At 65.4% G+C, this 26,171-nt stretch carries 24 protein-coding genes; 14 read left to right on the top strand and 10 right to left on the bottom strand.

Annotated elements, in window-relative coordinates; all coding sequences use genetic code 11:
- Nucleotides 1-74 precede the first annotated feature (74 nt).
- The 6 genes from CKJ82_RS00625 (at nucleotide 75) to secG (ending at nucleotide 6,070) form a co-directional block, all read left to right on the top strand.
- Nucleotides 75-1,049, top strand: coding sequence for a gluconeogenesis factor YvcK family protein (locus tag CKJ82_RS00625; protein ID WP_095536617.1), 975 nt, complete (start codon nucleotides 75-77; stop codon nucleotides 1,047-1,049).
- Between the two features lie 78 nt (nucleotides 1,050-1,127).
- Nucleotides 1,128-2,138, top strand: coding sequence for a DNA-binding protein WhiA (gene whiA, locus CKJ82_RS00620; protein WP_095536616.1), 1,011 nt, complete (start codon nucleotides 1,128-1,130; stop codon nucleotides 2,136-2,138).
- 446 nt (nucleotides 2,139-2,584) lie between these two features.
- Entirely contained in the window at nucleotides 2,585-3,595 is a 1,011-nt protein-coding gene (gap, locus tag CKJ82_RS00615; protein WP_095276446.1) for a type I glyceraldehyde-3-phosphate dehydrogenase, read from the top strand.
- A 106-nt stretch (nucleotides 3,596-3,701) separates the two neighbouring features.
- Nucleotides 3,702-4,919 (top strand): phosphoglycerate kinase, encoded by a 1,218-nt coding sequence (locus CKJ82_RS00610; protein ID WP_095536615.1) that lies wholly within the window; start codon nucleotides 3,702-3,704, stop codon nucleotides 4,917-4,919.
- Nucleotides 4,920-4,945: 26 nt separating this feature from the next.
- Entirely contained in the window at nucleotides 4,946-5,728 is a 783-nt protein-coding gene (gene tpiA, locus CKJ82_RS00605) for a triose-phosphate isomerase (protein ID WP_095276452.1), read from the top strand.
- 105 nt (nucleotides 5,729-5,833) lie between these two features.
- The gene (secG, locus tag CKJ82_RS00600; protein ID WP_095276455.1) at nucleotides 5,834-6,070 is read left to right on the top strand and encodes a preprotein translocase subunit SecG; all 237 of its coding nucleotides are present in this window, start codon (nucleotides 5,834-5,836) and stop codon (nucleotides 6,068-6,070) included.
- 92 nt (nucleotides 6,071-6,162) lie between these two features.
- On the opposite strand, the gene pgl is transcribed toward secG, so the two are convergent.
- The 5 genes from pgl to tkt all read right to left on the bottom strand — a co-directional run bounded on the left by pgl (nucleotide 6,163) and on the right by tkt (nucleotide 12,775).
- A complete protein-coding gene (gene pgl / locus CKJ82_RS00595) occupies nucleotides 6,163-6,897 on the bottom strand; it encodes a 6-phosphogluconolactonase (RefSeq protein ID WP_233125448.1) in 735 nt (244 codons plus the stop codon).
- Nucleotides 6,898-6,919: 22 nt separating this feature from the next.
- Nucleotides 6,920-7,876 (bottom strand): glucose-6-phosphate dehydrogenase assembly protein OpcA, encoded by a 957-nt coding sequence (locus CKJ82_RS00590; RefSeq protein WP_095276461.1) that lies wholly within the window; start codon nucleotides 7,874-7,876, stop codon nucleotides 6,920-6,922.
- A gap of 16 nt (nucleotides 7,877-7,892) precedes the next feature.
- A complete protein-coding gene (gene zwf / locus CKJ82_RS00585) occupies nucleotides 7,893-9,440 on the bottom strand; it encodes a glucose-6-phosphate dehydrogenase (RefSeq protein WP_095545763.1) in 1,548 nt (515 codons plus the stop codon).
- 53 nt (nucleotides 9,441-9,493) lie between these two features.
- Nucleotides 9,494-10,585 (bottom strand): transaldolase, encoded by a 1,092-nt coding sequence (gene tal, locus CKJ82_RS00580; protein ID WP_095536836.1) that lies wholly within the window; start codon nucleotides 10,583-10,585, stop codon nucleotides 9,494-9,496.
- 108 nt (nucleotides 10,586-10,693) lie between these two features.
- Nucleotides 10,694-12,775: a transketolase gene (tkt, locus tag CKJ82_RS00575; protein WP_095536613.1), complete on the bottom strand. Its 2,082-nt coding sequence runs from the start codon at nucleotides 12,773-12,775 to the stop codon at nucleotides 10,694-10,696.
- Between the two features lie 236 nt (nucleotides 12,776-13,011).
- Here tkt and CKJ82_RS00570 point away from each other — a divergent pair, with 236 nt between their 5' ends.
- Nucleotides 13,012-14,043, top strand: a complete 1,032-nt coding sequence (locus CKJ82_RS00570; RefSeq protein ID WP_369801164.1) for a heme o synthase — start codon at nucleotides 13,012-13,014, stop codon at nucleotides 14,041-14,043.
- Here the strand turns inward: CKJ82_RS00570 and CKJ82_RS00565 are convergent.
- The 5 genes from CKJ82_RS00565 to mptB all read right to left on the bottom strand — a co-directional run bounded on the left by CKJ82_RS00565 (nucleotide 14,040) and on the right by mptB (nucleotide 19,653).
- Nucleotides 14,040-14,999 carry a zinc-binding dehydrogenase gene (locus tag CKJ82_RS00565; RefSeq protein WP_095536611.1) on the bottom strand — a complete coding sequence of 320 codons (960 nt, stop codon included), beginning with the start codon at nucleotides 14,997-14,999 and terminating at the stop codon, nucleotides 14,040-14,042. The two genes, CKJ82_RS00570 and CKJ82_RS00565, sit on opposite strands and share 4 nt — an antisense overlap.
- A 40-nt stretch (nucleotides 15,000-15,039) precedes the next feature.
- On the bottom strand, nucleotides 15,040-15,903 hold the full coding sequence (locus CKJ82_RS00560) for a COX15/CtaA family protein (RefSeq protein ID WP_095536835.1): 864 nt from the start codon (nucleotides 15,901-15,903) through the stop codon (nucleotides 15,040-15,042).
- 281 nt (nucleotides 15,904-16,184) lie between these two features.
- On the bottom strand, nucleotides 16,185-16,886 hold the full coding sequence (locus CKJ82_RS00555; protein WP_233126977.1) for an ABC transporter permease: 702 nt from the start codon (nucleotides 16,884-16,886) through the stop codon (nucleotides 16,185-16,187).
- A gap of 151 nt (nucleotides 16,887-17,037) precedes the next feature.
- Nucleotides 17,038-17,982 (bottom strand): ABC transporter ATP-binding protein, encoded by a 945-nt coding sequence (locus CKJ82_RS00550; protein ID WP_240510571.1) that lies wholly within the window; start codon nucleotides 17,980-17,982, stop codon nucleotides 17,038-17,040.
- Nucleotides 17,983-17,988: 6 nt separating this feature from the next.
- On the bottom strand, nucleotides 17,989-19,653 hold the full coding sequence (mptB, locus tag CKJ82_RS00545) for a polyprenol phosphomannose-dependent alpha 1,6 mannosyltransferase MptB (RefSeq protein WP_240510629.1): 1,665 nt from the start codon (nucleotides 19,651-19,653) through the stop codon (nucleotides 17,989-17,991).
- Between the two features lie 175 nt (nucleotides 19,654-19,828).
- On the opposite strand from mptB, the gene CKJ82_RS00540 reads away from it, so the two are divergent.
- From CKJ82_RS00540 to CKJ82_RS00510, 7 genes are all read left to right on the top strand, one after another.
- The gene (locus CKJ82_RS00540) at nucleotides 19,829-20,569 is read left to right on the top strand and encodes a helix-turn-helix transcriptional regulator (protein ID WP_095536608.1); all 741 of its coding nucleotides are present in this window, start codon (nucleotides 19,829-19,831) and stop codon (nucleotides 20,567-20,569) included.
- Complete coding sequence (gene sufB / locus CKJ82_RS00535) at nucleotides 20,556-22,001, top strand: Fe-S cluster assembly protein SufB (protein WP_095276483.1); 1,446 nt, start codon at nucleotides 20,556-20,558, stop codon at nucleotides 21,999-22,001. The genes CKJ82_RS00540 and sufB overlap by 14 nt, the downstream gene beginning before the upstream one ends.
- A 5-nt stretch (nucleotides 22,002-22,006) precedes the next feature.
- Nucleotides 22,007-23,179, top strand: coding sequence for a Fe-S cluster assembly protein SufD (gene sufD, locus CKJ82_RS00530; RefSeq protein ID WP_095536607.1), 1,173 nt, complete (start codon nucleotides 22,007-22,009; stop codon nucleotides 23,177-23,179).
- Nucleotides 23,180-23,248: 69 nt separating this feature from the next.
- Complete coding sequence (gene sufC / locus CKJ82_RS00525) at nucleotides 23,249-24,004, top strand: Fe-S cluster assembly ATPase SufC (protein ID WP_095276490.1); 756 nt, start codon at nucleotides 23,249-23,251, stop codon at nucleotides 24,002-24,004.
- Nucleotides 24,004-25,263, top strand: a complete 1,260-nt coding sequence (locus CKJ82_RS00520; RefSeq protein WP_095536606.1) for a cysteine desulfurase — start codon at nucleotides 24,004-24,006, stop codon at nucleotides 25,261-25,263. The genes sufC and CKJ82_RS00520 overlap by 1 nt, the downstream gene beginning before the upstream one ends.
- Nucleotides 25,260-25,712: a Fe-S cluster assembly sulfur transfer protein SufU gene (gene sufU, locus CKJ82_RS00515; RefSeq protein WP_095536172.1), complete on the top strand. Its 453-nt coding sequence runs from the start codon at nucleotides 25,260-25,262 to the stop codon at nucleotides 25,710-25,712. Before CKJ82_RS00520 ends, sufU begins: the two co-directional genes overlap by 4 nt.
- A 3-nt stretch (nucleotides 25,713-25,715) precedes the next feature.
- Entirely contained in the window at nucleotides 25,716-26,156 is a 441-nt protein-coding gene (locus tag CKJ82_RS00510) for a metal-sulfur cluster assembly factor (protein WP_095536605.1), read from the top strand.
- The last annotated feature ends 15 nt before the right edge of the window (nucleotides 26,157-26,171 follow it).

Genomic DNA, 26,171 nt, shown 5'->3' with positions numbered 1-26,171 from the left:
GGGTGGGCGGGTCAGAGGGCCCGCCACCTTGCCGTATCCAATTCTTCATAGCTTCCCGTTGAAAGGAGACCGCGATGAGCTCGAGCGAACGCCTTGCGTTCACCTGCCTGGGTGGCGGTCATGGTCTGTACCAAACACTGCTGGCTGCGCGGCGTGCGCAAGCGACGGACGTTAACGCCGTCGTGACCGTCGCCGACGACGGTGGCTCCTCCGGTCGCTTGCGCCGTGAATTCCCCATCATCCCGCCCGGGGACCTGCGCATGGCCACGGCCGCGCTCACTGCGGACGATGAGGACGGGGAGCTGTGGCGCGAGGCGCTGCAGCACCGCTTCGGGGGAAACGGTGTGATGGCGGGACACCCGCTAGGAAACCTCATGCTGGTGAGCCTCGTGGAGCGCTTCGGCGACATGCAGACCGCGCTGGACATTGTGGGGAAGTGGACGCGGTCCGCGGGCCGAGTGATCCCGATGTGCTCACAGCCGTTGGACATCGAGGCGGATGTCTCCGGGCTTGATGATGACCCCCGCGTTCTCCGCTCCGTGCGTGGTCAGGCGGCGGTGGCGTCCACCTCTGGTGCTGTCCGGCGGGTTCGCTTGCTGCCCGAGCAGCCCGCTGCTTCCGCGGAAGCCGTGGCGGCGATTCGGGATGCGGACATCGTCACCATCGGGCCAGGCTCCTGGTTTTCGTCCGTGCTCCCGCACCTCCTGGTTCCGGAGATCGTCGCTGCGCTGAACCAGACGGACGCCATGGTCGTGGTGATGCTCAACCTCCTGCCACAGGCCGGGGAGACCCCGGGCTTTAGCACGGAGCGCCACATCCACGTCCTGAGCCAACACGCGCCGGAGCTGCAGGTCGACTACCTCCTCGCGGACAACCACATCAGCCCATCCGAGGGGGAGCGCACGCATCTCCAGCGCGCCGCGGAACGGCTCGGTGCAAAAATCGCGTTCCGTGATGTCCACCAGCCCGTGCCGGAGGGCAAGCAGGCCGAGAAGCACGACCCGGACAAGTTGGCAACGGCAATTTTGGAGTTGTACCGGGCACGCTAGAATCAGGCGTCGGTACACCTGGCCCCGGTGCGAAGCGAGAGGCCTGCGAGACATCAACTGCGAAGGGAAAGGACCACGGTGGCGCTGACCGCGAAAGTCAAAGATGAGCTGCTGAGCGTACGCGCCACCCAGGCAAGCGCGCAGATTGCGGAAGCAACGGCGATGATCCGGTACGCCGGAACGTACGAGCAGACGCCACACGGTACGGTCCTGCGCGTTGAACTTGCCGAGCACCCCGTCGCCGAGCGACTGCAGCAGTTGCTTGACGCGACTACCGGTGTCGCGACCACGCTCGAGGTCATCGCCCCCGGCTCCGCGAGCAAGGAACGCAAGTGCGTGGTGACCGTTTCCGAGGGGTTGCGCGAGGTCGTACGGAAGCTCCGCTTGATCACGGCCTCCGGGCATCCCGTGGAAGGGATGCCGCACACCATCATCTCCGGCCCGATCGCGGATGTGGAGGCTGCTTGGCGCGGGGCGTTCCTTGCCCGCGGCTCGCTCACTGAGCCAGGGCGCACCGCGGCGCTCGAGGTGGCGTGCCCTGAGGAAACTGCCGCCTTGGCACTCGTCGGGTTGGGGCACCGGCTTGACGTGGCGACGCGGACGAAAGAAACGCGTGGCATCGAGCGAGTCTTCGTCCGCGACGGGGAGACGATCGCCATCCTGCTGAGCAGGATGGGCGCACCGCTCGCGCGCCTGGAGTGGGACGAAAAGCGCAAGCGGAAGCAGCTGCGCGCGCGATCGGGGCAGCGGCTGGCAACGTTCGACGACGCGAACACGCGCAGGTCCGCACAGGCGGCGGCCGCGGCCGCGCGCCGCGTGGAGCGCGCGATGGAGATCCTGGGCGACAACGTGCCCGAGCACCTCGCGGAGGCGGGGTATCTTCGTGTGGAGCACCGCCACGCCTCGCTCGAGGAGCTGGGCAAGCTCGCGGATCCGCAGATGACCAAGGACGCCGTCGCAGGTCGCATCCGCCGCCTGCTCTCCCTCGCTGACAAGGAAGCGAAAGAGCTGGGAATCCCGAACACGCAGGCCGCGGTTGAGCAGGCCGAGCGCGGCGCGGCGGACGACGACGTCTCGAACGCGAAGTAAAACGACATCACAACTCGCGCACTCGTCTATTTCCGGGGGGTGTGAGATATGCCATACCCAAAAGTTGTTTCAGTATCACCTTTCTAGAGTTCGATGGGTGGAGTGGGAGCGGTCGCGTTTGCCGTGCTGAAGGCGTGTAGCTGGCAAGGGGAGGGGGCGGTCAGAATGTCAACCGGGCGCAAAACCCACACCGGTATTGGGGAAGTTACCCCCGGATTTTCGTCCGATTGTGTCCGGTTGTTGTGGGGTTGACGAGAAGCGGAAAGGCCGATGCACGGTTGTTGGTCCGTCGCTACACTGGATTTCGACAGGCCAGGAAGTGAGCCAGTGGACGGCATCGGCGCAGGTGAAGCGTCCCGCCGAACGAGGTTCCGCTTCTCAGACCTGACCGTATGAGGTGCGCTGCATCTCAACCGACACGACTCAACAAGAGGAGTAATTTTACAGTGACTACTCGTATTGGCATCAATGGCTTCGGTCGCATCGGCCGCTCTGCATTCCGCATCATCCAGGACAAGTTCCAGGGCGAGCTCGAGGTTGTCAAGATCAACGATCTGACTGACAATGAGACCCTCGCTCACCTGATGAAGTACGACACCGCTTACGGCCAGTTCGGCCACGATGTTGAGTTCGATGAGAACTCCATTACCGTCGACGGTCGTCGCATCGAGGTCTCTGCTGAGAAGGACCCGGCCAACCTGGCTTGGGGCGAGGCTGGCGTCGACATCGTGCTCGAGTGCACCGGCGTCTTCCGCTCCGGCGACACCGCAAAGGCTCACATCGACGCTGGCGCGAAAAAGGTCATCATCTCCGCTCCGGGCAAGAACGTCGACGGCACCTACGTGTGGGGCGTGAACAGCGACTCCTACACCAACGACCAGACCGTCATCTCCGCCGCTTCCTGCACCACCAACTCCCTGGCTCCGCTGGCCAAGGTGCTGGACGAGGAGTTCGGCATCAAGTCTGGCCTGATGACCACCGTTCACTCCTACACCGGCGACCAGCGCCTGCAGGACGCACCGCACAAGGACCTGCGTCGCGCCCGCGCTGCAGCTCAGAACATCGTTCCGACCACCACCGGCGCTGCAAAGGCAGTCGCCCTGGTGCTCCCGAACCTCGAGGGCAAGCTCGACGGCTTCGCAATGCGCGTGCCCACCATCACCGGCTCCGCAACCGACCTGACCGTCCAGCTGAACAAGGACGTCACCGCTGAGGAGGTCAACGCTGCAGTGAAGAAGGCCACCGAGGACGAGGTTCTCGGCACCGCAATGCAGTACTCCGAGGAGCCGCTGGTTTCCTCCGACATTATCGGCAACACCCACGGCGCTATCTTCGACGCTGGTATGACCCGCGTCATCGACGGCAACCTGGTGAAGGTCATCTCTTGGTACGACAACGAGTGGTCCTACACCTCTCAGTTCGTGCGCATGACCAAGCACGTCGCTGACAACCTGTAAAACTAGGTACAGCGGATGAGCCCGGTGTGTGCGCATGCGCATGCACCGGGCTTTTTCAGCACCCGAGAGACCCCTTAACAAACACGACATACTCAAGGAGACAACAATGGCAACGCAGACGCTCAAGCAGCTTCTCGACGAAGGCGTGGAAGGCCGCCACGTTCTGGTCCGCTCCGACTTCAACGTCCCGCTCGACGAGGACGGCAACATTACTGACCCGGGCCGCATCGACGCGTCCCTTCCCACCCTGAAGGCGCTGCTTGACGGCGGCGCCAAGGTGATCGCCATGGCCCACCTCGGCCGCCCGAAGGGCGAGGTCAACCCGAAGTTCTCGCTGAAGCCCGTCGCTGAAGCGCTGTCCGAGCGCCTCGGTCAGTTCGTTGCTCTCGCCGGCGACGTCTCCGGCGAAGATGCGCACGAGCGCGCCAACGGCCTGACCGACGGCGAGATCCTCCTGCTGGAGAACGTACGCTTCGACCCGCGCGAAACCTCCAAGGACGAGAACGAGCGCGGCGAGTTCGCGGCCGAGCTCGCAGCGCTGGCCGCCGACAACGGCGCCTTCGTGTCCGACGGCTTCGGTGTCGTCCACCGCGCCCAGGCGTCGGTCTATGACGTCGCACAGAAGCTCCCCGCATACGCCGGCTACCTGGTGGAGAAGGAAGTGTCCACGCTGTCCTCCGTCAAGGATGACCCGGCCCACCCCTACGTGGTTGTCCTCGGCGGTTCCAAGGTCTCCGACAAGCTCGGCGTCATCGAGGCGCTCGCAGCGAAGGCAGACAAGGTCGTTATCGGTGGCGGCATGTGCTACACCTTCCTCGCAGCGCAGGGCCACAACGTCCAGGCGTCGCTGCTGCAGGAAGACATGATCGACACCTGCAAGGAGCTCATCGAGCGCTACGGCGACAAGCTCCTCCTGCCGGTCGACCTCTCCGCCGCTGAGAAGTTTGACAAGGACGCAGAGACGAAGATCGTGGACCTGGACGGCATCCCGGAGGGCTGGATGTCCCTGGACATCGGCCCGGAGACCGCGAAGAAGTACGCCGCCGCCATTGAGGACTCCAAGACCGTGTTCTGGAACGGCCCGATGGGCGTCTTCGAGTTCCCGAAGTTCTCCGCCGGCACCAAGGCCGTCGCAGAGGCGATGATTGCTGCGACCAAGAACAACGACTCCTTCACCGTGGTCGGCGGCGGCGACTCCGCAGCGTCCGTGCGCACCCTCGGCCTGGATGAGGCGGGCTTCTCCCACATCTCCACCGGCGGCGGCGCTTCCCTCGAGCTCATTGAGGGGAAGGAACTGCCGGGCGTCGCAGTCCTGTCCAAGTAACCTAGCCGAAACGATAGGAGAAATCCATGGCACGTAAACCACTCATCGCAGGCAACTGGAAGATGAACCTCGATCACCTCGAGGCGATCTCCAGCGCTCAGAAGCTCGCCTTCGCGTTCCCCAAGGACGGCTACGAGCTTGTCGACGTCGCTTTGACCGTTCCGTTTACTGACCTGCGTTCCATCCAGACCCTCGTTGAAGGCGATAAGCTGCAGATCACCTACGGTGCGCAGGATGTTTCCGCCAACGACAACGGCGCCTACACCGGCGAGATCTCCGCCACCATGCTGGAGAAGCTCGGCTGCACCTGGGTTGTCGTCGGACACTCCGAGCGCCGCCAGTACCACAACGAGTCGGACGAGCTCGTTGCCGCGAAGGCGAAGAAGGCCCTCGACCACGGCATGTCGCCGATCGTCTGCGTCGGCGAGCCCCTCGAGGTCCGTGAGGAAGGCAAGCACGTCAGCTTCGTTGAGGAACAGACCCGCGCCTCCCTGGCCGGCTTGAACACCGAGGAACTTTCGCGCACCGTCATCGCCTACGAGCCCGTGTGGGCCATCGGCACCGGCAAGGTCGCGTCCGCCGAGGACGCGCAGGAAGTGTGCCACGCCATCCGCGAGCTCGTGCGCGAGCTTGCGGATGACGCCACCGCCGACGGCATCCGCATCCTCTACGGCGGTTCCGTCAAGGCCAACACCGTCGCCGAGATCGTCGGGCAGGCTGATGTCGACGGCGGTCTGGTCGGCGGTGCTTCGCTCAACGGCGAGGACTTTGCCAAGCTGGCCGCTGCGGCAGCAAACTCGGTCCAGTAGGCGCCGTGCGGCAGACCGCATGGTCGCTGCACGGGGCAAGTTCCCCATGGTGTACGATTTAGCAAGTTCACCAACATCCCATTTGAAAGTGGAGGATCGTCCCGCATGACGTTGGCTTTGGAGATCGTGCTCGTAATCGCGTCGGTGCTTGCGACCGTGTTCGTCCTGCTCCACAAGGGCAAGGGCGGCGGCCTGTCCAGCCTCTTCGGTGGTGGCGTGCAGTCCAACCTGTCCGGTTCCACCATCGTGGAGAAGAACCTGGACCGCTACACCATCATCATCTCGCTGATCTGGGTGGCGTGCATCATCGCGCTCAACCTGATCCAGACCTACTCGGCGTAGCGCGCACAAGCCCGTAGCAATACGGCACAGACCTCGGGCCCCTTCCGGCAAACAATGCTGGGAGGGGCCCGTGGCGTCGGTAAGCGCTCTGCTTAAAGCATCGAGGCGGCGTCGTCGGAGACAAAGAGCACCGTCTCCGCGCGGCCCTGCGCGCCGGCGGCCGGCCACTCCTCGGCCGGCGCACCGTGCGCGACGTGGGACGCGGCCTCCGCCTTCTCCGCTCCAGCAACGAGCAACCACACTCGCTCGGCGCTGCGCACTGCCGGCAATGTCAGTGTCGCGCGCTCGGCCGGCGGCTTGGGCGAATCGGTGACGGCGAGTGTGGTGCGCGTGTCCTCGCGCACGGCGTCGGTGTGGGGGAAGAGCGAATTGATGTGGCCCTCGCCGCCCATGCCGAGGAGGTGGAGATCGAACCCTCGCGGGGCGTGCTGGGCCACCGTTGACGCGTACTCGCGCACCTGGTCCGACATGTCCCCGCCGTCCAGGCCCCAGCCGTGGATACGCTCGGCGGAGACGTTCACCTTGCTCAGCAGCGCGGCGCGGGCCTGTCCCTCGTTGGAGTCGGGGTGCGTGGCGGGGACGTTGCGTTCGTCGCCGAAGAAGAACTCGACGCGGTTGAAGTCGATGTCCTTCAGCGTTGCCATGGCGCTGAGCAGCTCGATGCCTGCGGTACCGCCGGTCAGGACGACGCGCGCCACACCGTCGCCGTGGATCCCGCCGGCGGGGTCAGCCTGAATACCCCGCAGCAGGTCGGCGAACTGCTCCGCTGCCGCGGCAACCAGGGCACGACGGTCGGTGAACTGGGAAACGGTCACGTGTGCTGGCACAATCGGCCTCCTTCTGATGTGGTTACTGCTCTGTTGCGCGAGTCACGCCGGACAGCCCCCGGAGGGCGCGCGCGTAGGTGACATCGTTGTCCAGGTGGCGCAGCTCCTCGGCGAGGCACTCCGCGTCGGTCCGCGCACTCAGCGCCACGTAGGAGTCGGGGCTTCCCGGCACGGTGATGCGGGCCGTGTTGTCGTCGACGACCTCGACCGTCACGTCGCCCCCGCCACAATGCAGCGTGAGCCGCGTGATGGGCGCGCCGTGCACTGCGGAGTCGTTCGTGGAGTCGCTGGTGGAGTCGCCGGTACCGCGCGTCACGTCGACGTTGAGGCACGCGGCGAGCCAGCCGGCGGCGATGTCCACGGAAGGATCGTCAGCAGGACCGTCAATGTGGACGGATTTCACCGGGTCGTCGTGGTAGCGGTCCAGCGCGGAAGCGACGGCCCCGCGCCACGGGGTGATGCGGGACCACGCGAGGTCGGAGTCGCCGGGCTGGTAGCCGTCCGTGCGGGCGCGGAGTTGGTCCCCGGAGGCGTCGGAGTGGGCGTTGGTGATGCGGCGCTGCGCGATACTGCCCAGCTCCGCCTCCTTCGGGCGGGACGGTGCCTCGTTTGGCCACCAGGCCACAATCGGCGTGTCCGGCAGCAGCAGCGGGGTGACCACGGCGCCGAGGTGGTGCGTGAGGTCACCGAAGAGGCGCATGACGACCATTTCAGACGCGCCCGAATGCGCGGCCACGATGAGATCGGCGTTCATGCTGGTGGGCGCGGTTTCGTCGCCAAGCAAAAGCACGAGCACGCGGGCGGGGTGCTCGCGGGTCGCGGCGCGCACCGTCTCAAGGATCTTGTCGGAATCCTCGGTGTCGCGCGCGGCGACGAGGAGGGTGAGCACGCGGCCCGAGGACAGCGAGAAGTTTTCTTGCGCTTGGATCAGCGCGTTCGCGATCTGGCTGGTGGTGGTGTCCGGGAGTGAGATGATCACAGCCGCAAATCCTTTCTTAGGGGCGCCGCCAGACGCGGCCGTCCTTTTCCAACATGTGGTTCGCCGACGCCGGACCCCAGGTGCCGGCCTCGTATTCGTCGGGGCGGCCTTGCTGGGCCCAAAAGTTGAGGATCGGGTCGAGGATCTCCCAGCTCCGCTCCACCTCGGCGTTGGTGGGGAAGAGGCTCGATTCATCCAGCAGCGCGTCCAGGATGAGTCGCTCGTAGGCTTCGGGCGACTGCTCGGTGAACGCCTCCGAGTACGCGAAGTCCATGTTGACGTCACGGACTTCCAGGCCCACGCCCGGCACCTTCGAGCCGAAGCGCATGAGCACGCCCTCGTCCGGCTGGATGCGGATCACCACGGCGTTGTTGGTGAGCAAGTTCGTCTGGTCCGGGTAGAAGGGCTGGTACGGCGGTCGCTTGAACACCAACGCAATCTCGGTCACGCGTCGGCCGAGACGCTTGCCAGTGCGCAGGTAGAACGGCACGCCGGCCCAGCGGCGCGAATTGATCTCCAGGGTGCAGGCCGCGAACGTCTCGGTCTCGGAGTCCGGGTCGAAGCCTTCCTCGTCGCGCAGTCCCACGACCGGTACGGAGCCCTGCAGCCCGGCGGTGTACTGGCCGCGGGCGGTCGTCTCCTCGAACGGTCCGGTGGGCGAGGTCGCGCGCAGCACCTTAAGCTTCTCCGAGCGCAGCTGGTGCGGGGAGAAAGACGTCGGCTCCTCCATCGCAACGAGCGCGAGGAGCTGGATGAGGTGGTTTTGGATCACGTCGCGCGCCGCGCCGATGCCGTCGTAGTACCCGGCGCGGCCGCCCAGCCCGATGTCCTCGGCCATGGTGATCTGGACGTGGTCGATGTAGTGCGAGTTCCAGATCGGCTCAAACATCTGGTTGGAAAAGCGCAGCGCCATGATGTTCTGCACCGTTTCCTTGCCCAGGTAGTGGTCGATGCGGAACACGGCGTGCTCGGGGAAGACGGTGTTGACCACCTTGTTCAGTTCCTTCGCCGAGGCGAGGTCGTGACCGAACGGCTTCTCAATGATCACGCGGCGCCACTGCCCGTCTCCGGGGTGGGCCATGCCGCAGCGGTCCAGCTGGTGGACCACGTTGGCAAAGAACTCCGGCGGCACGGACAGGTAGTACGCCCAATTTCCGGCAGTGCCCTGGCTCCGGTCCATCTCCGCGAGGACGGTGGCGAGCCGATCGAACGCGGTGTCGTCGTCAAATGCCCCGGAGACGAAGTGGATCCCTTCCGCCAGGCGGTTCCAGACGTTGGTGTTGAACTTGGTTCGCGAGCGCGCCTCGACCGCCTCGCGGACGTAGTCCTCGAAGTCCTGCTTACTCCAGTCGCGCCGACCGAACCCGACGAGGGCGAATCCGGCCGGCAGGAGGCCGCGGCTTGCAAGATCGTAGACGGCGGGAAGGAGCTTCTTCCTGGCCAGGTCACCGGTGACCCCGAAAATCACCAGGCCAGATGGTCCGGCAATACGGGGCAGCCGCTTATCGACGGCCGACCGCAGCGGATTCCCCCGCTGTACCTGCGCGTCTCTCTCTTCGATCACCTTTGTTGCGTCTCCTTTTGCGTACCGCTTCCGGAACAATGAACCCTTAGAGGTTAGCTGTTGAGCTTCGTTTCAGTGGAGTCGAGCAGGTCCTGCCACGCGGTGACGAACTTCTCCACGCCCTCGCGCTCCAGCACCGCGATGACATCGTCCATGTCGATGCCGACCTTCTCCAGGCCGTCGAAGACCTGCTTCGCCGCCTCGTCGCCGTGCGTCAGGGTGTCGCCCTTGAGCTCGTCCATATCGTTGACGGCATCAATCGTGCCCATCGGCATAGTGTTGACCGTGTCCGGGCCGGCGAGCTCGACTACGTACATGTTCTTGGGGTACTCGGGGTTCTTCACACCGGTCGACGCCCACAGCGGGCGCTGCTTGTTTGCCCGCGGCGGGAGCTCGTCCAGGTCGTTGAAGGAGTCGAGGAAGAGGCGGTAGGCCAGGCGGGCGTTGGCGATGCCCGCCTTACCGCGCAGCGCGAGGGCCTCGTCGGTACCGATGGTCTCCAGGCGCTTATCCACCTCGACGTCCATGCGGGAGACGAAGAAGGACGCGACGGAGTGGATGTGCTCCACGTCGTGCCCGTTCTTAGCGGCCAGCTTGATGCCCTCCTTGTAGGCGTCGATGACCTGCTTGTAGCGGTCGACGGAGAAAATCAGAGTGACGTTGACGCTGATGCCCTCGGACAGGGCCGTCGTGATTGCCGGCAGCGACTCGTCGGTGGCCGGGATCTTGATCATGGCGTTGCGGCGGCCGACCTGCTTCCACAGCTCGCGCGCTTGCGCAATGGTCTTCGCCTCGTCGTGGGCGTAGCGAGGGTCGACCTCGATGGACACGCGGCCGTCTCGGCCGTTGGTGTCCTGGTAGATGGGGTCAATAACGTCGCAGGCCTGCTGGACGTCCGCGATGCTCATACGGTACACGGCCTCCTCGGCGGAGACACCCTCCTTGCGCAGCTCCTCGAGCTGGCGGTCATAGTCGCCGCCGGCGGAGATTGCCGCGGAGAAGATCGCCGGGTTCGTAGTGATCCCGAGGATGTTTCGCTCAAGGAGGAACGTCTCGAAGTTCCCCTGACCGTTGAGAAGGTCGCGGGAGAGATCATCCAGCCAGACGGAAGTGCCGATGTCATAAATGCGGTTGGTTGCAACCATGTTGTCGTGTGCCACGGTGCGGTCCTTTCTCCAGGGCGCCAGGTCGTCAGATATGACTGCGACCTGGCGTAACGGATGTGTGCGATGTGGGTGGGTAAAGAGGTAGAGCTACTGTGCAGACTTCGCGGACTCGATCGACTCGCGGGCCGCGCGCAGCACGTGCTCGGTGGTGAAGCCGAAGCGCTCGAAGAGTTCCGCGCCCGGTGCGGAGGCGCCAAAGTGCTCGAGGGACACGTTGCGGCCGTGGTCGCCCGTGAAGCGGTGCCACGGCATCGCGGTACCGGCCTCGACGGACACGCGTGCCTTGACCTCCTTGGGCAGGACCTGCTGCTGGTACTCCTCGGTCTGCTCGAGGAACCAGTCGATGGACGGCATGGACACCACGCGGGCGGCGACGCCATCCTCGGCCAGCAGCTTGGCTGCCTCGACGGCGTACTGCACCTCCGAGCCGGAGGCGATGAGGATGACGTCGGGGGTCGGCGCGGTGGCGTCGACAAGCACATAGCCGCCCTTGGCCACGCCCTCGAACGCCTTCTCCTTCGTGCCCTCGAGCACCGGGAGGTTCTGGCGCGACAAGGCGAGTGCCTTCGGTTGCTCGCGGCCTTCCAGCGCGGCGATCCACGCAGCCGAGGTCTCGTTGGCATCCGCCGGGCGGATGACGGCGAGGTCCGGGATAGCGCGCAGTGCGGTGAGCGTCTCTACCGGCTGGTGGGTCGGGCCGTCCTCGCCGAGGCCGATGGAGTCGTGGGTGAACACGTAGTAGCCGTCGATGCCGGACAGGGCGGCCACGCGGATGGCGGGGTAGAGGTACTCGGAGAAGATCAGGAAGGTACCGCCGTAGACACGGGTGCCGCCGTGCAGGGCGATGCCGTTCATGATGGCGCCCATCGCGTGCTCGCGGATGCCAAAGTGGAGGTTGCGTCCGTACGGCTCGGCAGTGAACTTGTTCGTGGTGATCGCCTCGGGGCCGAAGGACGGCGCGCCCTTGATCAGCGTGTTGTTGGAACCGGCCAGGTCAGCGGAGCCGCCCCACAGCTCCGGGAGCGCGGCCGCAGCGGCCTGGATCGCCGCCTCGGACGCCTTGCGGGTAGCCAGGCCCTTGGCGTCGGGCTCCCAGGTGGGGAACTCGGCCTTCCAGTTCTCCGGCAGCTCGCGCGAGGAGAGACGGTCAAACAGTGCCTTGTGCTCAGGGTTGCGAGCAGCCCAGTCATCAAAGCCCTGCTGCCACTCCTTGCGCACTGCGGCGGAGCGCTCAGCGAGCGCGCGGGTGTGGGCGATCACGTCCTCTTCCTCGGGGAAGTCGACGTCGGTGTCAAAGTCGAGCTCTTCCTTGACCAGCTTGATCTCCTCGGACCCGAGCGCGGCACCGTGAGCGGCGCCGGTGTTTTGCAGATTCGGGGCCGGGAAGCCGATCACCGTCTTGAGGCGGATGATGGTCGGCTTCGCGGTTTCCGCCTTAGCCTCTTCGACGGCGCGCTCAATTGCTGCGACGTCCTCTCCGGACCCTACGGTGAGGGTTTGCCAACCGTAGGCCTCGTAGCGGGCGAGCACATCCTCGGTGAACGCGATCTGGGTGTCGTCCTCGATGGAGATGCGGTTGTCATCCCAGAAAAGGATGAGGTTGCCCAGCTGCTGCGTGCCCGCGAGCGAGGACGCCTCGGAGGTCACGCCCTCCTGCAGGCAGCCGTCGCCGGCCACGACGTAGATGAAGTGGTCGAACGGGCTCTGGCCGGCCGGGGCCTCGGGATCGAACAGCCCGCGCTCGCGGCGCGCGGCCATCGCCATACCCACAGCGGAAGCGAGGCCCTGGCCCAGCGGGCCAGTGGTGATCTCTACGTGCTTGGTGTGGTTGTACTCCGGGTGGCCGGGAGTCTTGGAGCCCCAGGTGCGCAGCTGCTTCAGATCATCCAGCTCCAGGCCGAAGCCGCCGAGATAGAGCTGCACGTACTGGGTCAGTGAGGAGTGGCCGTTTGACAGGACAAAGCGGTCGCGACCGACCCAGTGCGGGTCGGTGGGATCCAGGCGCATGACGCGCTGGAAGAGCGTGTAGGCCAACGGAGCAAGCGACATAGCGGTGCCGGGGTGGCCCGATCCGCAGCGCTCAACAGCATCCGCAGCGAGGATTCTGGCGGTGTCCACCGCGCGCGTATCAGTCTGCGTCCAGTCGTCCGGGTAGTTCCGGACGGTCATAGCTTGAAGTTCCGGGGGCAGCGTCGACTGTGTCACAGTTTCCTCATTCATTGGATTGGCATTACGTCTCGGCTCCGGCGATGGGCCGGGCACCCGCCTTAGTGTAGTCGCCAGGCGGTGCGCCGTGTGCGGGCAGTGTATTTTGAGTCACCGCGGTGAGCGTCGACCAATCCGCCCACACCGGCCGCAAGGAGAGCGTGTCCGATTGGGCGCAGTGCAAGGTTAGGGCTAACATCATCCAAAGGAATGATACGGGTGGCAAAACCGCAGGACGCTTGCGAGCGTATCCCAACACGGCCACCCACGAAGCAGTTGCGCCGACGGCGGCGCGAACAACACGCTATAAGGAGAAGTTTTTGGAGACCGTGAAGGCGTATTTCGCGTTGACGAAGCCGAGGGTCATTGAACTTCTCTTGGTAGCCGCCATCCCCGCGATGCTGCAGGCAGATCGCGGCACCGTCCACGTGTGGCTGATCCTGGCGACCCTGCTCGGTGGATGGATGGGCGCGGGCGCTGCCAACGCCTTCAATATGGTCGCTGACTACGACATTGACCAGAAGATGGGTCGTACACGCGCGCGCCCGCTCGTGCGCGCCAAGGTGACCAAACACCGCGCTGCGGTATTCGCCTGGGTCTTGCTCATCGTCAGCGTGCTCTGGCTCGGGCTCGTGTGCGGGTCGTGGTTGGCAGCGCTGTTCATCATCTTCACCAACTTCTTCTATATCTTCGTCTACACGAAATGGCTGAAGCGTAAGACCTGGCAGAACGTCATCTGGGGTGGCGCTGCGGGCTGCATGCCGGTCCTCGTCGGCTGGGCCGCGATTCGGGACAACGTGCACGACGGTTCACCGGACCGCTGGTGGCAGGCGATCGTCATGTTCCTCATCATCTTCTTCTGGACCCCGCCGCACACCTGGGCGCTGGCCATGAAGTACAAGGACGACTACGCCCGCGCAGAAGTCCCGATGCTGCCGGTCATCGCGTCCCCGCAGGAGACGACGCGCCAGATCGTCATCTACTCCTGGTGGACGGTCATCGTCTCCCTCGCGCTCGTCCCGGCGACGTCCTGGATCTACCTCGTCGTGGCGGTGGCGTCCGGCGCCGCGTTCCTCGTCATGGCCACGCGCCTGCACAACGGCGTGCGCCGCGGCGAGAACGTCAAGCCGCTCAAGCTGTTCATCCTGTCCAACAATTACCTCGCCGCGCTCTTCCTCGGCCTCTCTGTGGACGCCGTGCTCGGCCTGCCGACGATCGGCGGCCTCTTCTAAGCGCGCAGCAGCACACTCCCAACGCGCTGGGCATCCGCGAGCGCCTCGTGCGCGGCGTCCGCCTCGGCGAGCGAGAACACCCCGCCGATAGGGAAGCGCAGCGTCGCATCCTCGACGGCACGCGTGACCGCTTGGGACCGCAAGCGAAACTCGTCCGCAGTGCGCGTGTACCAGTCCAACGAAGGGGCGGTAAGGAACAGCCCCCCATGCTCGTCGAGTTCGTTCAGGAGCGCGTCTGCGCTCCTCCCCGCCGCGAGCTCCGAGCCGCCGACGGCGCAGATCAGGCCAAGCGGTCGGCAGGCCTGCAGCGCCAGGTCGAAGGGGTGGAGCGCCTCGGGCAGAGGCGGTTGTGACGCCTCGATAACGACGTCGACGCCGCTGCCGCTGTTGGCCTCGCAAATACGTTGCGCCGCGTCAGGGAAGTAGCGGAAGACGCCGGTCGCGCCGGCGTCGTACGCGATTTCCTCCTCGTGGGCCGTTGAGACCACTGAAAACACCGTGCCGCCCAATCCCGCTGCCAGCTGGGTCACGGCGAGGCCGAGCTCGCCGCCTCCGCCGGTGACCACCATGGTGTCGCCGTCCGCGGTGTCGCGGACGGCGTGCAGGAGTGCGTGCGCCAGTATGCCGGGAGCGAGCATGCACGCGGCGACCTCATCGTCGATGGATTCCGGGACGGCGGCGATCCGGTCCCGGTGGACGACAGCCTGCTCCGCGTACGCGCCCTGCGCGTCGCAGAAGGCGACGAGCGTGCCAGCGGCGATCTCACCGACAGGGTCGTGGGCCACGCGCCCGCATCCTGCGGCGCCGGGGATGCCGGTCCCGGGGGCGGGAGTGGGGTCGCGTTGGACGTGGGCGTAGGTGACGTCGATAAGCACTTGCTCGGGTGTGGGAACTGGGGGATCGACGCGAGTGAAACGGAACGGCCCGCCGGGGGAATCGCTGATAATGGCGTGCATAGCCAAAGCGTACCCCGGCGGGCGCGGTGTGCGTGGGAGGTTAGACGAGTGTGGGGAGACGGCGCGAACTGTGCGCCCACAGGAAGGCGGTAAACGCGACGACGGTGGACGACATTGCGATGTGCGCCGGGATGGTCCAGCGCGGGACGCCGAGCCTGAACTGGATGACGCCGATCGCCCACTGGATCAGGATGAGCACGATGAGGACGAGGGCGGTGCGCATCGCGTCGCTCGGCGCCTTGTGGCGGCGCAGCATGTACACGGCGACCAGCGTGGCAATGAGGTAGAGGTACAGGCAGATTGCGTGGACGTACGCAAGGACCCTGGTGTCCATCTCGAGGCGGCCTTCCAAACCGGCGGTGGCGTCGCCAGCGTGCGGACCGGAACCGGTGACCATGGTGCCCGTCACCAGGACGAATACTAGCGCGATGGCGGCGATGATCGCCCAGGTCACGGCGGCCTTGGGGACGCGCCTCGTCGGGGCGACATCATCCGGCTCCGCAATGCGCATGTAGAGCACGGCGGCGACGGCGACCAGCACCATTGAGGGCAGGAAGTGCACGGCGACGGCCCACCACTTCAGGTCTAGGAGGACGGAGATGCCGCCGATGACGGCCTGCAGGACGACGCCGCCGAGTGAGACGGCTGCGAGCGACTTGATACCGGAGCGACGTCCCGCGCGGACGACCGCGACGAGGACGGCGATGGATGCTGCGGCGACGACGAAGGTGAGCGTGCGGTTGCCAAACTCGATGAGCTGGTGGATCCACGGCGCCGAACCCGCGACGGGGACGAGCGAGCCCTCGTGGCACATCGGCCAGGTATCGCAACCCAGGCCTGAGCCGGTGACGCGGACGAGCGAACCAGTAACGGTGATGCCGCCCTGGCACAGCAACAGGATCATGGCCAGAACGCGCTGCACCTTGAGCGACGCCCCCTTTGGTGCATCCTTGGCCTGTGCCGCATCGGTGGCATTGTGGCCGGCATTGTGGCTGGAGTTGTGCTCAGTCTGGGGAGACCCCAACTGCGGAGAAGACACGAGACGCGCTCCCTTTCACGTGTGCAGTTTTGCAGTGCAACTTTAGTTTGAGAAATGACTGCTTCAGCTTAACGCATGACGCCCCAAACTCCGAGATCCGATTGGGCGTGGAGCAAGTTGAGCTCCGCAGGGGTGCGCCACAGGAGCTACCCCTCGAAGCGGAACCAACGGGCCGCGGCCGCCATGGCCGCCCCAGCCCAACACACGAGCGACAGCCACGCCTGCCAGTGGAAAGACAGCTCGAGCGCCTTGGTCAGGGCGCCAGCCAGCGCCACCGTGGGGACCGCGTTCCACCAGCCGGCGTCCCCGACGTCACCGCTGTACTGCACCCACCCGAGCACTCCCATGAGGACGAGCCAAATGAGGTTTGCCAGAGCAAGGACCAGCTCGGAGCTGAGCGTGCCTCCCATGAACAGTCCCATTGCTGTGAACGCGGCGACGCCGACCAGCAGGGTGATCAGGCCGCACAGGGCGCCGAGCGCACTGACGCGCCACCCCAGGGCAACGGCGAGCGCGCCCAGGACGACGATCTGTACCGCAACGGTGGCCAGGACGCCGATGATCTTTCCAGCGATGATGGTCCACGGCGGCACCCCGGAGGCGCCGGTTCGCTTCAGCGCACCGTAGCGGCGGTCAAACGCGAGGGCGATGGCCTGGCCAGTAAAGCCCGCGCTCGTGGTGGCCACGGCGAAGACCATCGGCACCAGCTGGTGGAAGTCGGTATCGCCGAAGACCGGGACGATTGCTGCCGCCACGAGCAGCGCCGCGGGGATGACCAGGTTGAGCAGCAGCTGCTCGCCGTGGCGCAGCATGAGCTTCGCCTCAATCCGTCCTTGGGCGAGCGCCATCGCGGCCACGGAGGCGCGCTGCGGGCGGGGAGCAAACGTGCCCGGTGCGAGCTTGGGATTGGGGGCTGGACCGTCCTGGGATCGGTGCAGCTGTGCATCATGGGCTGTCGTCATGGTGTACCTCCTTCAAGTATTCAAGCAACGGTCTGCGCTAGCTGCGCAGCTCTCGGCCGGTGATGTCGAGGAAGACGTCCTCAAGGTTTCGGTGCGACACGCTAAGTTCGCGCAGTAGGACATCTTGCTGGGCCGCGGCGTGCGCGATGGCCTCAACCAGCTGGGGGCTGCCGTCGCCGCGCACGCGGTAGGACAGAGGCCTGACGTTTTCCGCTTCCCGGTCCGCAGCGCCGAACGCGCGCAGCGAGTCGTTGAACGTTTCCAAGTCCAGCGCTTGCGCGGTACCGAACGATACGAGCGGGTAGTCCTCGTGGGAGGTGAGCTCCGCCGGCTCGCCGGTGGCAACGACGCGCCCCCGATCCACAATGACCACGCGGTCCGCCAGCGATTCGGCCTCGTCCATCAGGTGGGTGGTCAGCACGATCGTGGTGCCATCGCGCTTCATCGCATTGACCAGCTCCCACACCGCGAGCCGGGACTGCGCGTCCATGCCTGCGGTGGGTTCGTCGAGGAAGAGGAGTTCGGGCCTGCCGATAATGGCCAGGGCGAGGGAGAGTCGCTGCTGCTGCCCGCCGGAAAGTCTGCGGTACGTCGTTGACGCTACCCCCTCGAGCCCGAGCAGCTCGATGAGCCAGTCGGGGTCGTGCGGGTCCTCGTTGTAGGACGCCGCGAGGTGCAGCATCTCCCGCACCTTGACCCCGGAGTATGATCCGCCGCCCTGGAGCATGATGCCGATGCGGTCTCGAACCCGCTGTGGCTCGGTCGCGGGGTCGTACCCTAAGACTCGGATGGACCCGGAGGTCGGCTGCGTGAACCCCTCGCACATCTCGATGGTGGTGGTCTTGCCCGCCCCGTTTGGCCCCAGCAGCGCGAGAAGCTCGCCGCGTCGAGCGGTGAATGAGACCCCGTCGACAGCGCGCTTGGGCCCGAATTGCTTGACTACCTCGTTGAGCACGAGGGCTTCAGGTTCCATGCTTGGCATGGTTGGTTAGTGTAGACCTCTCCCGGCCGTACGGCGGTACCAGAACCACGCGGCGGCGCACATGACCGCAAACCACACCGCGGCAGCGAGATAAATCGTCGCGACGGTCCCCGGCGGCAGCGCGAGCCCGCGCGGCAGCACCAAGAAGCTAAAAAGCGCAGAGTAAATCGCGACGGCAGCCCGGAAGAAGAAGCGATTCGCCCACGCCGCGAGCGGCAGGATCCCCCAGAGCGGATACCAGGGGTGAACCACTGGGAAGAGCAGGACGAGCACGAGCGTGGCCACACCCAGCCCGCCGACAGGGTGGATGGAACCGCGGAACGTCGCCCAGAGCATGCGCACGAGGAACGCGCCGGCGACGAGGAGTCCCACGCCGCGCGTGATGCTCAAGATCGCCTCCGTGTGGTCGCCCAGCTGCAGCAGCATCCCCGTAAAACCGCTGATCACGCCGATGTCCGTGGTCAGCGACAGCCAGCTGCGGATCGTCGCCGCGCCGCCTTGCCCGGTGACCCACCCAAGCCCGATTCCGGTGAACCAGGAGATCAGCCCAGCCGTCACCGCAAGGCACCCCGCCTGGACGAGGGCCGCGGTGCAAATTGCGCTTATCGACGCCCGCTTGCCCCCACCTCGCGCCCACACCCGCGCCAGCGCCATGCCCGTAAACCCGAGGGCAATAAACCCGGTGACCTTGACCAGCCCGCCGCAGGACAGGAGTGCCCCGGAGATGAGGAACAGCGCCCACCCCCGACGCCGCTGCCCGCCGGCCGCAAGCGCGTCGATGCCCCGTAGCCCTACCTCCATACCGACGAGGAGGAACCCGAGCATGATCGACTCGTTGTGGATGCCGGCAATGAGGTGCAGGATTGCCAGGGGGTTCAAGACCCCCAGCCAGAGCGCGGTCGCGCCGTGGACGCCGCACCGTCGTGCCAGCGCGCGGATACCCCACGCCGCGGCCACCACGCCGGCGAGCGACAAGACGCGGTGGCACAACACCCCGAAGTAGATCGAGTCCTGGGTGATCCATGACACCGCGGAAGCAATCCCGAGCGCAACGGGGCCGTACGGGCTGGGGGAGTGCGCCCAGATGAACGGGACGGACCGTGCGAGCCGGTTCTCGGTGCCCAGCAGCTCGACGGGGCCCGCGGCGTAGGGGTCCAGCCCCTGCCGAACGATGGATCCCTGCGCCAGGTACGAGTAGATGTCCTGGGTAAACAGGGGCGCGGTGAGCAGCAGGGGCGCCGCCCACACCAGGAAGGTCCGAAACACCACCCGGGCGCTGATTCGCGCATGGTTGGTCCCGGCACCGACGAACGGTCCCATGAGCAGCCACGCGACCACGAGACAGCCGACGCCGATGAGCACGAGTGAGGAAGAGGCCTGCAGCATCCTCCCCATGAACGCGCCGCCGGGAAGGTCGAACCAGGGGTTGTCCACCACGGGCAGCGCCCCGCCACCGAGCCCGCCGAGGCCGATCAGGAGCGTGCCGACCGCGCCCAACCAGCGCAAAAGCGCGAATCGATTGAGCTCGACGACGGACGCGCGAACCCCCTCGTCCGAAATCCCAGCGCGGTGCAGCGCGGCTGAGCGGGAGCCGGGCGCACCGAATCGGGGCAGGGCGTCGACAAGCGTGGACGGCCGCGTGGTCTCGGGGGTGGGGCGTGCAGGGGTCACATCACGCATTCTAAGGCCCGGGCGCTCGCAGAGCGGCAATGCTTTGCGACACGCTGGGGACCCGCCGCAGCGGAAATATTTTGGAAACACTAGTGTTGTGTAAAGGCGAAAGGATCGTCCTTTTGTCCGCGGATTTCGCGGAGACGTCGAGCGACACGGAAGCTGAGGTGAAGCAATGGCCGAGCAGCACCACGCTGCGGGGAGCGATACCCGCACCGAAGTCATGCGCGCGCTTCTCACGCTTGGCCCGGTGACCGCCACCGACATAGCCGCGCAATTAGGCCTTTCTGCCGCCGGTGTGCGCCGCCACCTTGACAAACTCATTGAGTCGGAGCTGGCGGAGACGTGCGGTCCGCGCGCCATCGCCGGAGAAGAAGCGACGCGGGGGAGACCCGCCAAGCACTTCCGGCTCACTGACAGCGGGCGGCGCTCATTTGGCACGCAATATGACGACCTCGCAGTCGAGGCCGTCGAAATGATTAAGACACTCGGGGGTGAGGCGGCCGTGCGCGATTTTGCCCGCGCCCGGATTGACAAGATCCTCCAGGGTGTCGACGGGGCCCACGGGGCCGACACATCGCCGGAAGGAGACAGCGAGGCGGCGCGCACGCAGGCTACCGTTGAAGCTGTCGCCGAGGTGCTTGATCAACATGGGTACGCGGCAACGGTGAGCGCCGTTGGCAACGGAATCCAGTTGTGCCAGCACCACTGCCCAGTCTCCGAGGTTGCGTCCGCGCACCCGGAGATCTGCGAGGCAGAGCACGAGGCGATCTCGGCTCTGGTGGGCAAACACGTGCAGCCGCTCGCGCTGATCGCAGACGGCAACGGCATCTGCACAACCAACATTCCACTCGCCGCTACCGCTACGGCGGCGGGAACCATAAACGAAAGGAGCGGAGACTATGACGAAAGCTAACCCCGCACCCGGCCTGGACAAGCCGATGAATGATGATGAGATCATCGACTCCATCGGCGCCTACAGCTACGGCTGGCACGACTCCGATGTGGCTGGCGCCTCCGCACGGCGCGGTCTGAACAAGGACGTTGTCAAGGACATCTCCGGGATCAAGAACGAGCCGGAGTGGATGCTTAACCAGCGTCTCAAGGCGCTCGACATCTTTGACAAGAAGCCGATGCCGACCTGGGGCGCAGACCTCTCCGACATCGACTTCGACAACATTAAGTATTACGTGCGCTCCACGGAGGAGCAGGCGGCCTCTTGGGACGATCTTCCGGAGGACATTAAGCACACCTACGACAAGCTCGGTATTCCTGAGGCGGAGAAGCAGCGCCTCGTCGCCGGCGTCGCGGCTCAGTACGAGTCCGAGGTGGTCTACCACCAGATCCGCGAGGACCTGGAGGAAAAGGGCGTTATCTTCGTCGACACCGATACCGCGCTGCGCGAGCACGAGGAGCTGTTCAAGGAGCACTTCGGCACGGTGATTCCGGCCGGCGATAACAAGTTCTCCGCGCTGAACTCCGCTGTCTGGTCTGGTGGCTCCTTTATCTACGTTCCGCCGGGGGTCCACGTGGACATTCCGCTGCAGGCCTACTTCCGCATCAACACGGAAAACATGGGCCAGTTCGAGCGCACCCTGATCATCGTCGATGAGGACGCGTACGTCCACTACGTCGAGGGCTGCACAGCCCCGATCTACAAGTCGGACTCCCTGCACTCCGCGGTCGTGGAGATCATCGTGAAGAAGGGCGGCCGCTGCCGCTACACCACGATCCAGAACTGGTCCGGCAACGTGTACAATCTGGTGACCAAGCGCGCGAAGGCCGAAGAGGGCGCCACCATGGAATGGGTCGACGGCAACATCGGCTCGAAGGTGACCATGAAGTACCCGGCCGTGTGGATGACTGGCGAGCACGCGCGTGGCGAGGTCCTTTCCGTCGCGTTTGCGGGCGAGGGCCAGTTCCAGGACACCGGCGCGAAGATGACCCACATGGCACCGCACACCTCCTCGTCCGTGGTATCCAAGTCCGTGGCTCGCGGCGGCGGACGTTCCGCGTACCGCGGCCTGATTCAGGTGAACGCGAACGCGCACCACTCCACCTCCAACGTCGAGTGTGACGCCCTGCTGGTGGACGACATCTCCCGTTCCGACACGTACCCCTACAACGACATTCGTAATGACCGAGTCACCCTCGGCCACGAGGCGAAGGTTTCCAAGGTCTCTGAGGAGCAGCTGTTCTACCTCATGAGCCGCGGCATTCCGGAGGAAGAAGCAATGGCCATGATCGTGCGCGGCTTCGTCGAGCCGATCGCCAAGGAGCTCCCGATGGAGTACGCCCTTGAACTGAACCGTCTCATCGAGCTGCAAATGGAAGGATCGGTGGGCTAACCCCAATGACCGTCTCTGTTGATCCCGTACAAAACGCCACCCCGCACAACAACAAGGGTGACCTCTTCCAATCCTTCACCGTCGACGACTTCCCGGTCCCGGGCGGTCGCGACGAGGTCTGGCGCTTCATCTCCCTGCGTCGCCTTCGTGGTCTGCACAACGGCAAGTTCGCCGACGCTGCAAAGGCGCAAATAAAGATCGACGCCCCCGAAGCGGTCAGCGTCGAAGAGGTCGCAATTGACGACGATCGCCTCAAGGTCGTTGGCGGCGCCGTCGATCGCGTCGCAGCGCAGGCCTGGTCCTCTGCGAAGTCCGGCTACATCGTGTCCATTCCGGCAGATACAGAGTTGGACGAAGACGTGACCATCACCGTTAGCGGTGCAGGTGAGGATGTCACCACGTTCGGCAACATCCTGGTTGAATCGGGCACGCACTCCAAGGCGAACGTCATCCTGCGCTACGAGGGCACCGGTACCCACGCCGACAACGTGAACTGGCACATCGGCGAGGGCTCCCGCGTCCACGCGATTGTGGATGCGGAGTGGAACTCCGACGCTGTCCACATCGGACAGCAGTCCGTGCTGGTCGAGCGCGATGCCACGCTGCGCCACCACGTCGCAACGTTCGGCGGCGAGGTTGTCCGCATCACCCCGCGCGTGAAGTTCGCAGCGCCGGGCGGCGACGCGGAGCTGACCGGCGTCTACTTCGCGGACGCGGGCCAGTACATCGAGAACCGCATGCTCGTTGACCACTCCGTCCCGAACTGCCGCTCCAACGTCCTGTACAAGGGCGCACTGCAGGGCGACAAGCAGTCTTCGCTGCCGGAGGCCCGTACCTGCTGGGTTGGCGACGTCCTGATTCGCTCCGACGCGAAGGGCACCGACACCTACGAGACGAACCGCAACCTGGTGCTCACCGACGGCGCACGAGCCGACGCGATTCCCAACCTGGAGATCGAGACCGGCGAGATCGCCGGCGCCGGCCACGCAGCGACCGTGGGACGCTTCGACGATGAGCAGCTGTTCTACCTGCGCTCCCGCGGCATCCCGGAGGACGAGGCGACCCGCCTGATCATCCGCGGATTCTTCAACGAGGTCCTCAACCAGATCCCTGTCGAGTCCGTCCGGGACGAGCTCATCGCCCGCGTTGCCGGCGAGCTCGAGCGGAGCAACTCCTAAGCGCCCCAGCTACGTCGCTGTACACCTGTAAAACCCGCGTCACCGAATAAAGAAAGCTGAAAACACCGAATGTCTACGCTTGAAATTAAGAACCTGCACGCCAACGTCTTGCCCACGGAGGAAGGTCAGGAGCCGAAGCCGATCCTCAAGGGCGTGAACCTGACCATCAAGGCGGGCGAGACTCACGCAATCATGGGCCCGAACGGCTCCGGCAAGTCCACCCTGGCCTACACCCTTGCGGGCCACCCGAAGTACGAGGTCACCGAGGGCGAGGTGCTGCTCGACGGCGAGAACATCCTGGAGATGGAGATCGACGAGCGCGCTCGCGCCGGCCTCTTCCTGGCAATGCAGTACCCGGTTGAGGTCCCGGGCGTGTCTTCGTCCAACTTCATGCGCTCCGCCGTCACCGCGGTGCGTGGCGAGTCCCCGAAGCTGCGCGAGTGGGTTGCTGAGCTCAACGCCGCCCGCGAGTCCCTGCAGATGGACGCCTCCTTCTCCGAGCGCTCGGTCAACGAGGGCTTCTCCGGCGGCGAGAAGAAGCGCCACGAGGTCATGCAGCTCGCGCTGATGAAGCCGAAGTTCGCTGTCATGGACGAGACCGACTCCGGTCTTGACGTTGACGCGCTGCGCATCGTCTCCGAGGGCATCAACAAGTACCAGGAGGAAACCAACGGCGGCGTCCTCATGATCACCCACTACAAGCGCATCCTCAACTACGTCCAGCCGCAGTTCGTGCACGTGTTTGCTGACGGCAAGATCGTGCAGACCGGCGACGCATCGCTGGCAGACCAGCTCGAGGCAGAAGGCTACGAGAAGTTCATCTAATGGGATACGTCAACGACAACGGAACACTCAACGTGGAGGCGATCCGCGCGGAGTTTCCGATCCTGTCGCGCACCGTGAGGGACGGCAAGAAGCTCGTCTACCTCGACTCCGGTGCGACGTCGCAGCGACCGGAACGCGTGTGGAACGTCGAGCGAGACTTCGTCCTCAACACCTTCGCGCCGGTGCACCGCGGCTCCTACCAGCTTGCTGAAGAAGCCACGGATGCCTATGAGACGGCACGCGACGCCATCGCGGCGTTCGTCGGCGCGGACGGGCACGAAATCGCGTTTACAAAGAACGCGACTGAGGGACTCAACCTCGTCGCCTATGTGCTTGGCGACGAGCGCGCGGGCGATCTCGCGGTGCGTGAAGGCGACACCATCGTCATCACCGAGCTTGAGCACCACGCCAACCTCGTGCCGTGGCAGGAACTCGCCGAGCGCACTGGTGCGACCCTGAAGTGGTACACGATGACGCCGGACGGGCGGATCGATCTGGACTCGCTCGAGGTGGACGAGACCGTCAAGGTCGTGGCGTTTACGCACCAGTCGAACGTCACCGGTGCTGTCGCTGACGTTGACGAGCTGGTGCGCCGCGCGAAGGCCGTCGGCGCCTTGACGGTGCTCGACGCGTGTCAATCGGTGCCGCACATGCCGGTCGACCTGCACGCGCTCGACGTCGACTTCGCTGCCTTCTCCGGCCACAAAATGTGCGGGCCATCGGGCGTCGGCGCCGTGTACGGCAAGGGCGACATTCTCAATCAGCTGCCGCCGTTCCTCACGGGCGGCTCGATGATTGAGATTGTGAAGATGGAAAAGACCACCTTCGCGCCGGCACCGCAGCGATTTGAGGCGGGCACCCAGATGACCAGCCAGGTCGTGGGGCTAGGTGCCGCAGTCGAGTTCCTCAACGAGGTCGGCATGGACGCCATCCACGCCCACGAGCAAGAGCTCACCGCGTACGCGCTCGAGCAGATGCAGGGCATCGAGGGGCTGCAGATCGCGGGGCCGCTCACCGCCGAGCAGCGTGGCGGTGCGATCTCGTTTACCGTCGACGGTGTGCACCCGCACGACCTCGGTCAGGTGCTGGACTCCGAAGGCGTGGCAATCCGCACCGGGCACCACTGCGCGTGGCCTGCCCACCGCGGCCTGAACCTGCAATCCACCTCGCGCGCAAGCTTCTACCTGTACAACACGAAGGAAGAAGTGGATACGCTGGTGGCAGCGATTGGCAAGGCGAAGGAGTTTTTCGCACGATGAACCTTGAATCGATGTACCAGGAAGTGATCCTGGACCACTACAAGAACCCCCAGTACGCCGGGCTGCGCGAGCCGTACGAGGCGGAGGTGCACCACGTGAACCCGTCCTGCGGCGACGAGCTGACGCTGCGCGTTCACCTTTCCGAGGATGGGAAAACGGTGGAGGATGTTTCCTACGATGCGGCCGGTTGCTCGATCTCGCAGGCGTCGACAAGCGTGATGGCGGAGGAGCTGAAGGGGCTCCCCGTCGAGCAGGCGATGGAGAAGCTGGGGTCGTTCGAGGAGATGATCACCTCGCGCGGCACCATCGAGGGCGACCCGGAGCTGATTGGCGACGGCGTTGCGTTCGGTGGCGTGGCGAAGTTCCCGGCGCGTGTGAAGTGCGCGCTGCTCGGGTGGAAGGCCTTCGAGGCGGCAACGCACGAGGCCCTGGAGAAAAAGGAGAGCTAGGACATGGCTGAAGACAACGTCAACGAACAGACCACTGCTGCCGACGTTGATGCTGCCAAAGGCGGCTCCGCGTCGAACTTCGGCGGCGCGGGCGAGCGTCCGCCCCAGACCGATGCACAGCTCAAGCTGGCCGGAGAGGTGGAGGAGTTCCTCCGCGACGTGATCGACCCGGAGCTGGGGATCAACGTCGTCGACCTCGGCCTGGTCTACGACCTGTGGATTGAGGAGCGCGACGGCAAGACGATCGCGTGCATCAACATGACGCTCACCTCGCCGGCATGCCCGCTGACAGATGTGCTCGAAGAGCAGGCGCAGCAGGCCGTGGTGGGCAACACCGAGGCGGACGACATCGTGCTCAACTGGGTATGGATGCCGCCGTGGGGCCCGCAGATGATTACTGAAGAGGGCCGCGAGCAGCTCCGCGCTCTCGGGTTCGCGGTGTAGCACCCCTCGGTGTCC

The organism is Corynebacterium gottingense (genome assembly GCF_002285125.1).
Taxonomy (GTDB): Bacteria; Actinomycetota; Actinomycetes; order Mycobacteriales; family Mycobacteriaceae; genus Corynebacterium; species Corynebacterium gottingense.
Note: the sequence above shows the minus strand (reverse complement) of the source record. Positions and strands in the feature narration are given on the sequence as shown.